The following is a 12,812-nucleotide window of genomic DNA, read 5'->3' on the forward strand; positions in this document are numbered from 1 at the left end:
GGCGACGAATTTAGCCGCCATGTGAGGATCAATACGAACTAAACAGGTTGTGACTCCAGCCCCGGTGCAAGTAGGTAGCAGCAGGTGTCGTTATGGGCCTCCATAACGACACCTGCTGCTACTCAGTTGGGTGGGTCAGGGGATGTTGCTGCCGCGCGCCGTCACCCAGAGCCGGTACCAGTCCTCGCGGGTCATCGCGGCGGCCACCTTTGAAGCGTCGGCACACGCGCGGATGCGGCCGGGGTTGACCGTGCCGATGACCGGGGCAATGCCTGAGGGGTGCTTCATCAGCCACCCCAGCAGCACCGCTTCCCCGGACGTGCCGTACTCCCCGGCCAGGCGGGCCACCAGGTCCGCCGTTGCCGACTCCGCGGATGTGGGGCTTTCCGGTTCCGCACCGGTGTACACGCCGCGGGCCAGCGAGCCGTAGGCCTGCAGGGTGATCGAGTGGCGGGTGCAGTACTCCAGCGTCCCGTGCGGGAAGCTGTAGTCCAGGTGTTCCGGATGGTTCACCAGCACCTGGCTTTCCAGCCATGCCCGCCTCAGCAGGCTCATCTCCAGCTGGTTGGCCACCACCGGAGTTTCCAGCCTGTCCTGCAGCACTTCGATTTGCGCTCCCGACATGTTGGACACACCCAGCTGCCGGACCTTGCCTTCAGCCATCAGCTGCCCGACGGCGGACGCCACCTCCGCCGGGTCCGCCAGCGGATCCGGGCGGTGCAGCAGGAGGATGTCCACGTAGTCCGTCCGCAGCCGCTTCAGGCTTTCGTTGACCCGTTCCAGGACGGCTTCGCGGCTGAGGTCGTAGTGGGTCTGCAGGCCGCGTTCGTTCAGCCTGATTCCGCACTTGGTCTGCAGCCGGATGCGGTCCCGCAGCCCCGGGGTGGCGGCCAGTACCTCACCGAAGACGGCCTCTGACTTGCCGCTCCGGTAGATGTCCGCGTGGTCGAACAGCGTGATCCCGGCATCAAGGGCAGCCTCGACGGCGGCAGCGGCCTCGTCCACATGCTCGCCTGCATGCGGCTCGTCGGACCAGCTGCCGCCCAGGCCCATGCAGCCATAAATAATCTCCTGCATCATGTCCCCGTCAGGAGGCCGGGCTTCCGCCGGTTGCGGGCATCAGCGCAGCCATGCCGTGGTGTTGGCGGGCAGCTGGCCGCCCTCCAGCGGTCCGCTGGTGAGCAGCACGGTCCCGGCGGGAAGGTCCACGGCGGTGTCCCCGAAGTTGGTCACAGACTGCCAGCCGTTGGGGCGGCGGAAGCGCAGGACTTCAGGGTTGCCGGACTCGACCCACTCGAGTTCCTCGTCCGTCTGCAGTTCGCGGCGCAGTTCCAGGGCAGCGCGGTAGAGCTCCAGGGTGGAGCCTTCCGTACCGTCCTGGGCTTCCACGGCGTACTTGCTGAACCAGTCCGGCTGCGGCAGGTGCGATCCGCCCTCGCCGAACCCGAAGGACGTGCCTTCCACGTTCCACGGCAGGGGCACGCGGCAACCGTCGCGGCCGATCTCCACGCCCTTGTTGCGGAAGAAGGACGGGTCCTGCCGTTCCGACTCCGGAATGTCAGCCACTTCCTGCAGTCCCAATTCCTCGCCCTGGTACAGGTACGCGGACCCGGGGACGGCAAGCATCAGCAGCGTGGCGGCACGGGCCCGGCGTTCACCGAGTTCCACATCCAGCTGCTCAGCGGGACCGCCGGCGAGCAGCCAGTCCTTCCCGTCCTGGCCCTTGCTGCGCTCCTTGCCTTTGGAAACCTGGGGCAGGCCGTAGCGGGTGGCGTGCCGGACCACGTCGTGGTTGGAGAACACCCAGGTGGAGGAAGCACCAGTTGCGGCTGCCTCGGCGAGGTTACGGGTAATGATCTCCTTGTATTCCTCGGCGTCAAAGTCGGCCTGGAGCAGGTCGAAGTTGAAGGCCTGGCCCAGGCCCTGGGGGCTGGCGTAGCGGGCGCGCCGGCTGGCGTGGACCCAGGCTTCGGCAACGGCGGTGCGCGGCGGGTTGTACTCGTTGAAGACCTGGCGCCATTCGGCGTAGATCTCGTGGACTTCGTCGCGGTCCCAGAACGGGTGTGAACCGTCGTCGAAACCGTCCACGCCGGTGTTCGCAGCGCTCAGTTCCAGCTTGGACAGCAGCGGCTCGGTGAGGTCCTTGGTGAGGGCATGGGCCACGTCCACCCGGAACCCGTCCACGCCGCGGTCCGACCAGAAACGCAGGGTCCTGAGGAAGTCGTCACGGACTTCCCGGTTGGACCAGTTCAGGTCCGGCTGTTCCTTGGCGAAGATGTGCATGTACCACTGGCCTGGGGTGCCGTCCGGTTCGGTGATGCGCTCCCAGGCAGGGCCGCCGAACACGGAATCCCAGTCCGATGGCGGGAACTCACCGTTCGGGCCCTTGCCGTCACGGAAGATGTAGCGGTCCCGGGCGGGCGAGCCCTTGGGCGAGGCGAGGGCCTCCTTGAACCACTCGTGGCGGTCCGAGGAATGGTTGGGGACGATGTCGGCGATCAGCTTAATGCCGGCGTCGTGCAGGGCCTTGGCCATCTCGTCAAAGTCCGCCAGCGTGCCAAGCTTGGGGTCGACGTCGCGGTAGTCATCCACGTCGTAGCCGCCATCCGCCAGCGCCGACGGGTAGAAGGGGCTCAGCCACACGGCGTCGATAGCCAGCGATTTCAGGTAAGGAACCTTGGCCGTGATGCCCTTCAGGTCGCCGATGCCGTCGCCGTTCGAGTCTGCGAAGCTGCGCGGATAGATCTGGTAGACAGACGCCTGGCGCCACCAGTTTGGGTCGGACGGGTGGTCGGAGTCGGACAGGGTTGCCAGCCTGGCGGTGGTGGACAAAGGGATCTTCCTTTTCTGTGCGTTGGGTTGTTGCTGGTCAAAGGGTTGGGTCTACTTGGCGGCCCCGCGCATCACTCCGGACAGTACCCACCGTTGGGCCAGGATGTAAACCACCGGAAAAGGAGTCGGACAACGGGCAGCGTCTGCACTGCCCCGCCTGCCGGGACATGTTCATTTGGAATCTAAATTTAGTGTCCCAAGTATTATGTTGTGCAGAGCACAGAGAGGTCAACACTATGACTGAATCCCCGCCGGCAACCCCGCAGCTGCTCCGGCGCGTCAGCGCGGGTGCTGTCCTGCAGTTCATGCGCGCATCTTCGGCGGTAACCGTCACAGAGGTCATCGAGGCCACCGGCCTCACGCGGGCCACTGCCATCTCCGTGTGCGAGGACCTGATGGAGCGGGGCTGGATCAGGGAGCTGGAAAACCAGCGGGCCTTCGGCGGGTACCAGAAAGGCCGCCCGGCCCGCCGGTTCGAGCTTAACGAGCGCGCGGGCTACGTCCTGGGCATGGACGTGGGCGTTTCCAAGGCCACGGCGGTGGTCGCGGATCTCCGGGGCAGGACTCTGGGCAGGGCCACGCAGGCGTTCAGCCGGGCAGAGATTCCGGCCCAGGAGCGCGTGGCAGTGGTTGACCGCACCGCCATGCTGGCGCTCGACAGCGTGGGGGCGCCGCCCGAGGCCGTGCTTGCCGTGAGCGCCGGCATCGCCGCCCCGGTGGACCGCCACGGTGGCGTCCTGCTGAAGCAGCACTTCTGGGGGCTGTTCGACGTCGACCTGCGCGCCGCGCTGCTTGAGATGCGGGGCTGGACGGTGCTGCTGGAAAACGACGCCAACCTCGCCGCACTTGGTGACCGCTGGCAGGGAGCCGCAGTTGGAATTGACGACGTGGTGGTGATCCTCGCCAGCGAGCGGCTTGGTGCCGGCATCATCGACAATGGGCGGCTACTGCATGGGCGCGATGGCGGCGCCGGGGAACTGGCCTTCGTGGAGATGATGGAGGGCGTCGGCGACACGTTCGGCATCGCCTTCCTCGCCCGGAACTGGGCTGCGGATGCGCTCGCCGGCAAGGCCAGGACGTCACTGCGGAAGTACGCTCCTGACGGCGTCGGGGCGGAACAGGTTTTCGCCGCTGCGGCTGACGGCGATCCCGTCGCCCTGCAGATCCTGGACCGCCTGGCGGACCGGATGGCGCGGGTGGTGGGCGCCGTCGCCACCGTCCTCAACCCCGAACTTGTGGTGCTGGGAGGCGCGGTGGCCAATTCGGCAGACGTGCTCCTCGGCTCCATCTCGGAGCGCCTGGCCGGGTTCACCTCCACTCCCCCGCGGGTGGCCGTTTCCCCCTTGGGCGACTCCATCGTGACGGTGGGTGCAGTGCGGCGTGCCTTGGACTTTGTCGAAGAGAACTCCCTGGACCTGACGCTGGCGGCTGCCGGCTAGGGAGAACCCAGGGCGGCAGCAACAGGCAGCGAACCGTCGCGGAATTCGATGGTTCGGCCGGCGGTCTCCGGCAGGTCAAGGACGGCTGCAGCCACGCTGGCTGTGTTGTCGCGGGACGTTGACCGGCCGCCTTCCCGAGGCGGGTCAACGTCGATGCGCCCGGTACCAGGCTTGTCCGTCAGGGAGCCCGGCCCCAGGATGGTCCAGGCCAGCCCTGAGCCCCGCAGGTAGTCGTCGGCGGCCGCTTTTGCTTCCGCATACGCGAAGAAGCCGTTGCTCTCGGGTACGCCGTGGTCCTTGCCGGCACCCAGGTAGGACACCATGACATAGCGGTCCACGCCTGCCTGGGATGCGGCGTCGATGGAGCGGATGGCAGCGTCCCGGTCCACGGCATAGGTGCGGGCCGGATTGCCGCCGCCCGCGCCGGCTGACCAGACCACTGCATCGTGGCCCTTCAGTGCACTGGCGAGTTCCGCCGTCGTCGCGTTTTCAACGTCCAGGACCGACGGCGTGGCTCCGGTCCGGGCCACGTCGGCGGCGTGGTCCGGATTGCGGATAAACGAAGTGACACTGTGCCCCTCGTCGGTGAGGAGGGCGGACAGGCGGAGGGCCACTTTGCCGTGGCCACCGATGATTGCGATTCGGGTCATGGACCCATTCTGCCCCTCAAGTCAGCAGGGGTGACGTCAGGCAGGCCGCGGGTTGCTGGCGGGCTGGACCCGCCCGGGGTGCTCGCCGGCAGGGGTTCGAGAAGTGCGGTGTGCAGCTCGGGGCTCAATCCGGCGGGGACGTCCAGGTCCACATTCAGTGCAAGCAGCGCGCGGCTGAAGTAGTTGCGTGCTGCGGCCGCCATCGTGATGTCAGCAATTTCGCGGTCGCTGAAGCCCAGGTCCCGCAGGCCCTGGGCATCGCTGTCCGTCATGGCTGCCGCGTCGGTGCTCAGCCGTACTGCGTAGTCCATCATCGCCACCTCGGCAGCCGGCAGCCCGGCGTGGTGGTAATCCCGGGCGATCGCCACCAACTGTTCCTCGCTGATGACCTGGAGTGCCTTCTGTCCGTGGGCAAGCCGGCAGTGCGTCGACCCGATCGCCTGGGCCGCCGCGAGCGTCACCAGCTCGTAACGGCGCAGCCCCAGGGATGAGCTGATGGCTTCGGTGAGAGAGTCCCAGGCCATGTGGGCCTCAGGGTTGAGGCTCATCACCTTGGTGTGGCTTGGCACGTAGCCGAGCGAGCGGACGTTGCCCTCGTAAATCGTGGCCCTTAAACCGTCCGCTTCGGCTTCGGGAATCATTTTGAGGATGGTCATGGCTGATCCTGGAGGACGAGGCGTTCGCTGACCCGGCTCATTCTTGTCCGCGGCCCGTGGATTGTAAATACGCCCACAACCTGCAGGTGTTAGCTGCCCTGCTGGTCCGGTCCTGGCGCGGCATCGTTGCGGGTCACGAGGAACTGCTGCACCAGTGTCCACACGTTGGAAACGGTCCAGTAGATGAGGACCCCGACGGGGAAGATGATCCCGCCGGCACCGAAAACCACCGGCAAAATGTAGAGGAGGACCTTCTGCTGGCGCACGAGCGGACTGGCGGGGTCCTGCCCGGCAATGCTCCGCGCCATGACGAGTTTCTGCGTAAGGAACTGGCAGGCGGTCATGGCCAGGATCATGACGACGGCGAGAATCGCTACGGCGGTCTGCTCACCGCCGCCGCCATGGAGCAGGGACGCGGACAGCGGCGCGCCGAAAATGCCGGAGGCGTCGAACTGGGCGGCCTGGGCGTGGTTCAGCGTTCCGATACCTTCGCCTCGTGCCGCCGCATCGGAAATACCGGATAGGACCTGGAACAGGGCGAGGAAGAACGGCGCCTGGATCAGCAGGGGAAGGCAGGCAGAGAACGGGTTGGTGCCGTGTTTCTTGTAGAGGGCCATTTGTTCCTGCGCCATGGCCTGCCGGGACAGCTGGTCAGTTTTGCCCCGGTATTTCTCCTGGAGCTCTTTCAGGTCGGGCTGCAGGAGCCGCATGCGGCGCTGGGCCCGGACCTGTGCCAGGAACACCGGGATCAGGGCGGCCCGGATGACCAGTACCAGCCCGATGATGGACAGCGTCCAGGTCCAGCCGCTCCCCGCCGGCATCCCGACCGCAGTCAGACCGCCCTGGAAAGCCAGCATGATGACGGAAACAAGCCACCGGAACGGTTCCATTACCGATTCGAAAAAGTCCACCCAGCCCCCATCCGCCGCCTGCTGCAAAGCTACTGCGCAAAGCCGCCCCTGTCACGGAGCCTGGCCCGGAACAAGTCCTCCTGCTTCGATGCCGAATGAGCTCAGGAATTCACGTAGCCACCGCCGAAAATTCGAGTACTCGGAACCGGCGCCTTGGGAAGCAGCTGCTGCTAACGTCGGGTACGGGTTGACGGTAGCGCCTCCTGGGCCCGCCGTTCAGGAGCTGCAGGTGCGTTCAGGGGCTGCAGGTAACAGCAAAGGGACCAGGCGTGGAGAAACCGACAGTCAGCACAAGTCCCGCACCTCCGGCCGCCGCCCCTGGACATGGTGCAACACCCGGCCATGTCAAGCCTGACCGTACCGCCCCGGACCCTTCCGGGCGCGACCGGTACCTGGACCTGCTGCGGGCGATCGCCCTGATCCGGATTATCGCCTACCATACCTTCACCGGCGTAGCCTGGCTGACTCTGATCTTCCCTTCCATGGGCGTCATGTTCGCCCTCGCGGGTTCCCTCATGGCGCGTTCCCTTGAGCGGCCTGCCTTGGGTGTTCTGAAAAGCCGGGCACGCCGCCTGTTGCTGCCCTTGTGGATTTACAGCGCCACAGTTCTGTTTCTTCTGCTCTGGCAGGGCTGGAGTCCGGACCAGGAAGAGGGCCGCTCCTGGCCCCATATCCTTTTGTGGTTCGTCCCGCTCGCTGACCCGCCTTACCCGGACAGCATTGGTTCTGACGAAGGCCTGGTTGACAGCTTGTGGGCTCACGAGGCTGGAGTCATCCTCTGGTACATCCGCGCCTACTTCTGGTTCATGCTTTTGTCGCCCCTGCTGCTCGCGGCGTTCCGCCGGCTGCCGTGGATTACCCTGGCGGCGCCTCTCGCAATCCTGGTGCCCGTCGTCGCCGGTTGGGTGACGCTGCCCGCCTGGGCGGAAAGCGGCGTCAGCGACTTCGCTACTTACGGCTCCTGCTGGGTTCTCGGCTTCGCCCATTACTCCGGGATGCTGCGCCGGATTCCGCGGTGGATCGTATTCTCGGCCGGACCGGTGTTGATGGCCCTCGGCCTCCTCTGGGCCGCACCCCACCTTCAGGACGAGGGATGGGACCTGAACAACATTTGGGGGGCAAATGGCCTGTATGCCCTTGGCTTCTGCGCGATGCTGCTGCGAATCTCGCCATCCTGGAAGTCGATGCCACGGCCGATCAGGCTCCTCGACAAGCCGGTCACGCTCATCAACAACAGGGCAGTCACCATCTATCTCTGGCATACCCTGCTGCTGTCGTTGATGTACACCATCGTCAACACGCTCTACGGTAACGACCAGATTGGCGCTGCCATACCCTGGCTGCTGGAGAGCGAGTGGACCCTGTTCGCCGGCATCTGGCTGCTCCTCGCCGTGGTGTTCCTTACTGTCGGCTGGGTCGAGGACGTGGCCGCTAAGCGGGCTCCGCGGCTATGGCCGGACAGATAAATCGAAGAGATTGTCAATTCCTTTCGCAGTATTCCAGGGTGCACGTTGGGTAGGAGACTATCGAGTTCCGACGTTAACTGGAGCTCTCTGACTGCCATCCCTAGGAGCGGCCGGGGCTGTGGCCGGGCTCCGGGCCAACGCGGGTTCCTCAAGCCCGGGAAGGGCCTGGGCGGCGGGCTTCATCGCCGGCGCCGCCTTTAAGGAGTTCGGGACGGCTCAGGCCTTTCGGATGTGGTCGCACCCTGACGGACAACCGCGCAGCACTACACGCCGCTATGTCGGTCTTCACCGTCAAAACCCGGACACGCGGCTCATGTCGACGAACGCGGCCGGGAAGCCCGCGCCCAGAACGCCCGCACAAGTGCTGCTGGAAATACCGGCAGAAGGAAAGCCGCGAAAAGCGCACAGGTGTCGCACAACAACTCGCCGCGATGCCCGGTGACGATGATCCCATCACCTTCATCAAAGTGGCACGCAGGTCGTCGACCGGCTCAACCGTCTCGCAGGCGAGCTGGCGGAAGCCCGCGCATCGAACACCGAACTGAACCCACAGATCGCAGCCCCACAAGACGACCGACCTCACCGCAGCCCGCACCAGCCTCCGGCGCATGATCCGAGAGCAAAACAGCGGCACAAGCAGATAACGTCACCTCAAGCAGCCGTGAAAGTGCGGCAACGGTCTGTCAAGATTTCGGTGTAACTGTTTGGCGGTTTGGGCTGCGGCTGAACGACGAGGGTTGAGCGGGCCGGTTCGATCAGTTCCTCGAAATATTCGCAATGGGATGGTGTACGTTCACCGAAGAGCGATAGCACTACATGCGAACGAAGGGGATCGTATGCCGGAGCCCGGCGTTGAGGTTGTGTGGGGCGCGTTGTCGAGGGCCTTGCGGAAGGCCCAGTACGAGGAACTATGGCTGCAGTTCCGGCCCCGCGGTTCGAAGGATGTTTTTGACGCGGTCGCGGCCGCCGTCGAGGTCGCGAACCAGAAAGTCGAGGACGCGGGGTGGGGCGACGACGTCTTCACTGGGGGCCTCTCGGATTCCGACGCGGGCCCGGTGGCGTTTATGAGCAGGGCCAGATCGAAGGAGGGCGTGCGCGTCTGGTTGGCTGTCTTCGCCCGGCATTTGCAGACCCAGGGGCTGTCCGGGCGGGTCACCGCCGCGCCGGAGGCGTTCTTTCCGGACTGGCTGAGCGGCGAAGTCGAAGTGCCGCGGCAGCTCACGGCGTTCGTGTCTTACCAGACCAATGATCTGGCTTTGCTGGACGCAGACGAAGAGAGGCGTGCGTGGCATGTCCCGGCTGCCTTGACTACGAAGGTGGCCGACGCCGCGACGGCGTGGGGCCGGTTCAACGGTGCGGATGTGTACCTGCTGCGCTACATTCACCAGACCCGCTCGAAGAACCCGGACGCGGGGTCAGTCCTGGCGGGCGCGGCTGTGAAATTCGCTATGGGCCGGGTGGTCTATCTGCGGTCTCAGCCGCGCCGGTTGGTCTGGGCGTCGCTGGGCGCCCTGGGCCGGGCCTCCTACGGCGTTCTGGATGACACGGTGTCCTGGCAGGACCGGCTTGCCCAGGTTGTCCGGGCCATGGTCGCGTTCCCCGAGGACACAGATCTGGCGTTTGTGCAGTACAGCAGCGCCCTCGAACTCGGCTGGAGCGGGCTCTACACCGTCAGACCCGTGCTGCCCTACGTGGAGGAATACCACATCCGCTACAACAGGCACCTGAACGGGCAGTACATTGCCGACGCGCACGGGCTGCAGCTCCTCACTGACGCCCATCTGGCGCACGCGAACGACCTGTCCGACTGGATCATCGAACCTCTCGGGGCAGGAAAGCACCTCGTGCAGGCCAAAGACCTGGAGCCTTGGTATGCCACCGTCAACCCGGACGCGGACACACTCGCAAAGGCCCGCAACGACTTCGGGGGCATGCTCCTCACCCCGGAGATCATCGCGAACAACCCTCCACCCTGGCGCTGACCATACGACGGCGTGACTGACCGGCAGGCCATCTCAAGGCGTGGCATGTTCGTGGTTGTCACCAACAGCCACGGAAGGATCGATCCTTCAACGACGCGGACGTGCTTTCGCCGGCGCCAGAGTTCAAGGAACGAGGCAGCCATGATGTCCTCAGCATCGTGGTGGTTGCCGGTTAGTCGATAGGCGTGACGGAAAATCCTGTCCCGGTGCCGGTCATAGAGGGCGCCAAAGGCGTCGCCCCGGCCCAGAAGGCTCTGGCGCCACAGCCCCTCTTCTCCGGTTTCTATGCCCCCATGCCCATTAGTGTCCGGCAAAGCCCAAAAGGTTTCACCAAACGAAAAAAACTTTAGAATCCATGTCCAAGGCGCCCGTACGGGAACCCCTTAAGAGACCAGAACGCACTCCTGCTCCGCCACATGATGTTTTCGCAGGACTGTTGCATCAATGGATCGGCAACGGCTGGGCAGGCGCGCCGGTTGGCGCTGCGAAAACGACGCCATTTACCGCCGCGATTCACGGGCCAGGTGAAGCCAGAGGATTAGGGCTGTTCCTTATTCGTAGAACTCGATCCGCGGCTCGCCCTGCATGCCGGCTTGCTGCATGGCGTCTTTCAGACCGGGATTGCTCAAATAGGCGCGGGCTGTCTCAAGCGAATCGAAGGAGTGGAGCACCAGAATGTTGTTGGGGTCATCGGCCATGCGGTGCACTGAATGATCGATTACACCGCCGGCCTGCCGCAGCCCGTCCGCCGAGTCGTAGACCCTGCGGAAGGTGTCGTAGTCGGCGAAGCGGTGGAGGAGAGTAACGAGTGCCATGGAAAACTCCTTCAACTCGTTCCGAGATACGGGTGGTCAGTAACGTCAAATTAGACCCGGGACCAAGACTGGTCAAGGCACTCCGGCGTTCATGCTCCCGCAACCTCGGTGGTCATCTACGACATCACCCCGGCCGGGCGGCCACCAAGCGCCGCGCTGCCGGCAAAGACCTGGGCGGCCGACACTAGAGAATCACCGACAGCCAGATCCGAAGTGAATTTCTCATTGCAAGCAAGTTCGGTCAGGCCAGCGGAATAACGCTCAGGATCACGAAGCAAGTGCGTTTCTCACGCAGAGGGCAGGAAACCTGCCAAGGACAGAGGTCTGCAAGACTTTCTCTGCAGTGACGCGGAGAATTAGTTGGCTCGTGCAAGAGCCTGCGGATTGAAGTCGGGGCGGGTGGTATCGACACCTGAATCCAGAACGGCAACATTAATGCCGGCCCGGTCGTGACAGTTCACGCGTCCATGGCGTCCATATCAGCGCTCCGCGTGCCTCCGGCCACATACATCGGGTAGGCCGGGTTGTTGTTGGTACATGACTGGCCATGGTTCTGCAGGGCGTACTGACGGGGGAAAAAATAGGTCATCAGTAGCGGCAGCCACGACCTCGTCCGGCTCTGACGCGCCCGGAGCGTGACCTGAGTCAGCGGTAAGGTGGGCCTGTGAGCACCACCGCAGTCGATCACCTCGTCGTCGCCGCGGCCAGCCTGGAACAGGGAGTGGCTTGGTGCGAGGGCACGCTCGGCATCACGCCAGGGCCGGGCGGCAAGCACCCGCTGATGGGCACGCATAACCGGGTGTTCAGCATCGCGTCGGCCCCGTTCCCGGGCGCATACTTCGAGATCATCGCCATCGATCCGGATGCTCCGCCGCCACCGCGCCGGCGCTGGTTCGGCCTCGACGACCCGGAACTGCAGCAACGCATCGCCCATTCGCCACGCCTGGTGCACATGGTGGCGCGCAGCGGCGTTCTGGATAAGCACCGAGTGGGCATTCTTGACGCCGGAATAGACCCGGGCCTTCCGGTGGCTATGTCTCGCGACACGCTGCAGGGGCGGCTAGCGTGGCAGGTCTTGGTGCGCGACGACGGCAAACTGCAGCTAGGCGGCGCGCTGCCAACTCTGATCCAGTGGGACGGCACGCATCCCACAGAACATATGGCTACCAGCAGCGTCGCGCTGCGGGAGCTTCAATTGGGCGGGCTGCCCCCGACGGTGCGCCAGTTGCTGGCGCTGCCGGGCGTGGCACATGCACCGAAACCAGCGCTGCGTGCCGTATTGTCCACGCCGCTGGGCGACGTGATCCTCGAGACGCAATGACCACCGAGGAGCTGTTCCTGAATATCGGAAGAAGAGCGAGCACTCGTGGACACGCTCCGGGGGTTAGGCCGCGTTTCCCCTTGGAGCTGACCGCACCGAAGATCTCAAGCAACCGGTGCAGCTCGCCCGGGCCACGATTGATGACGCTGACAGTAGCTTCTTGACGCCGTCCAGAGACCCCTCTGAGCCGCCGGCGGCACTGGACGGCGCAAGCGGGAAGCTTGGGCCGTAGGGGGCCGCTCCGCGGTCCTGCGTCGGTCTGGACAGCCCTGGCCGGTTCATGGAGCAGCCATTTAACAGCCACCCCTCAGAGAATGCGACTCCTTTTTAGGGAACATGAAAGACGCACCTCATGAACATTGCCATCTTGGAAAACAGGAAAGCCCCCGAAATCTTGCGGATTCCGGGGGCTTGTCCTGTAGCGGTGGGGAGGCTCGATCTCCCGACCTCACGATTATGAGTCGTGCGCTCTAACCAACTGAGCTACACCGCCACGAATGAGAAAAACCTGTGTCAAGCCGGTCAAAACCGCCTTGACACAGGCCCTCATTCAGAGCCCCCCACCGGAATCGATCCGGTGACCTCGTTCTTACCAAGAACGCGCTCTACCACTGAGCTAGGGGGGCAACGAGTAAATACTCTACCGGAAGATTTTGCTCCCAACAAATCGGCTCCAGGGGCGTCTGGGTAGCCGAAGCAACACTTGCAGTTCCGTGTGATTTGGGTGCGAGTTCCGCGTG

At 64.6% G+C, this 12,812-nt stretch carries 11 protein-coding genes, 2 tRNA genes and 1 pseudogene; 4 read left to right on the forward strand and 10 right to left on the reverse strand.

Annotation, left to right across the window (positions count from 1 at the left end):
• Positions 1-135: 135 nt before the first annotated feature.
• Both AC5RUU_RS01660 and AC5RUU_RS01665 read right to left on the reverse strand, forming a co-directional pair.
• Positions 136-1,077 carry an aldo/keto reductase gene (locus tag AC5RUU_RS01660; protein ID WP_493973678.1) on the reverse strand — a complete coding sequence of 314 codons (942 nt, stop codon included), beginning with the start codon at positions 1,075-1,077 and terminating at the stop codon, positions 136-138.
• Between the two features lie 42 nt (positions 1,078-1,119).
• Entirely contained in the window at positions 1,120-2,832 is a 1,713-nt protein-coding gene (locus AC5RUU_RS01665) for a glycoside hydrolase family 13 protein (protein ID WP_493973467.1), read from the reverse strand.
• 236 nt (positions 2,833-3,068) lie between these two features.
• Here AC5RUU_RS01665 and AC5RUU_RS01670 point away from each other — a divergent pair, with 236 nt between their 5' ends.
• Entirely contained in the window at positions 3,069-4,271 is a 1,203-nt protein-coding gene (locus AC5RUU_RS01670) for an ROK family protein (RefSeq protein WP_493973468.1), read from the forward strand.
• Here AC5RUU_RS01670 and AC5RUU_RS01675 read toward each other — a convergent pair.
• The 3 genes from AC5RUU_RS01675 to yidC form a co-directional block, all read right to left on the reverse strand.
• Positions 4,268-4,921, reverse strand: a complete 654-nt coding sequence (locus AC5RUU_RS01675; RefSeq protein ID WP_493973469.1) for an SDR family oxidoreductase — start codon at positions 4,919-4,921, stop codon at positions 4,268-4,270. The genes AC5RUU_RS01670 and AC5RUU_RS01675 overlap by 4 nt on opposite strands.
• On the reverse strand, positions 4,918-5,577 hold the full coding sequence (locus tag AC5RUU_RS01680; protein WP_493973470.1) for a carboxymuconolactone decarboxylase family protein: 660 nt from the start codon (positions 5,575-5,577) through the stop codon (positions 4,918-4,920). The genes AC5RUU_RS01675 and AC5RUU_RS01680 overlap by 4 nt, the downstream gene beginning before the upstream one ends.
• Positions 5,578-5,666: 89 nt before the next feature.
• Positions 5,667-6,488, reverse strand: coding sequence for a membrane protein insertase YidC (gene yidC, locus AC5RUU_RS01685; protein ID WP_493973471.1), 822 nt, complete (start codon positions 6,486-6,488; stop codon positions 5,667-5,669).
• A 269-nt stretch (positions 6,489-6,757) separates the two neighbouring features.
• Between yidC and AC5RUU_RS01690 the strand changes: the two genes are divergently transcribed.
• Positions 6,758-7,954 carry an acyltransferase family protein gene (locus AC5RUU_RS01690; RefSeq protein ID WP_493973472.1) on the forward strand — a complete coding sequence of 399 codons (1,197 nt, stop codon included), beginning with the start codon at positions 6,758-6,760 and terminating at the stop codon, positions 7,952-7,954.
• Between the two features lie 836 nt (positions 7,955-8,790).
• Positions 8,791-9,936 carry a hypothetical protein gene (locus AC5RUU_RS01695; protein WP_493973473.1) on the forward strand — a complete coding sequence of 382 codons (1,146 nt, stop codon included), beginning with the start codon at positions 8,791-8,793 and terminating at the stop codon, positions 9,934-9,936.
• A gap of 59 nt (positions 9,937-9,995) precedes the next feature.
• Here AC5RUU_RS01695 and AC5RUU_RS01700 read toward each other — a convergent pair.
• The 3 genes and pseudogenes from AC5RUU_RS01700 to AC5RUU_RS01710 form a co-directional block, all read right to left on the reverse strand.
• A pseudogene (locus AC5RUU_RS01700) lies at positions 9,996-10,250 on the reverse strand (RNA polymerase sigma factor); the annotation flags it as partial.
• Between the two features lie 237 nt (positions 10,251-10,487).
• Positions 10,488-10,751 (reverse strand): putative quinol monooxygenase, encoded by a 264-nt coding sequence (locus AC5RUU_RS01705; protein WP_493973474.1) that lies wholly within the window; start codon positions 10,749-10,751, stop codon positions 10,488-10,490.
• Between the two features lie 457 nt (positions 10,752-11,208).
• A complete protein-coding gene (locus tag AC5RUU_RS01710) occupies positions 11,209-11,340 on the reverse strand; it encodes a hypothetical protein (protein WP_493973475.1) in 132 nt (43 codons plus the stop codon).
• Positions 11,341-11,415: 75 nt separating this feature from the next.
• Between AC5RUU_RS01710 and AC5RUU_RS01715 the strand changes: the two genes are divergently transcribed.
• Positions 11,416-12,072, forward strand: coding sequence for a VOC family protein (locus tag AC5RUU_RS01715; RefSeq protein ID WP_493973476.1), 657 nt, complete (start codon positions 11,416-11,418; stop codon positions 12,070-12,072).
• Between the two features lie 419 nt (positions 12,073-12,491).
• Here AC5RUU_RS01715 and AC5RUU_RS01720 read toward each other — a convergent pair.
• Positions 12,492-12,565, reverse strand: a tRNA-Met gene (locus AC5RUU_RS01720).
• Between the two features lie 61 nt (positions 12,566-12,626).
• Positions 12,627-12,698 (reverse strand) — tRNA-Thr (locus AC5RUU_RS01725).
• Between the last annotated feature and the right edge of the window lie 114 nt (positions 12,699-12,812).

The organism is Arthrobacter sp. K4-10C, from assembly GCF_059090085.1.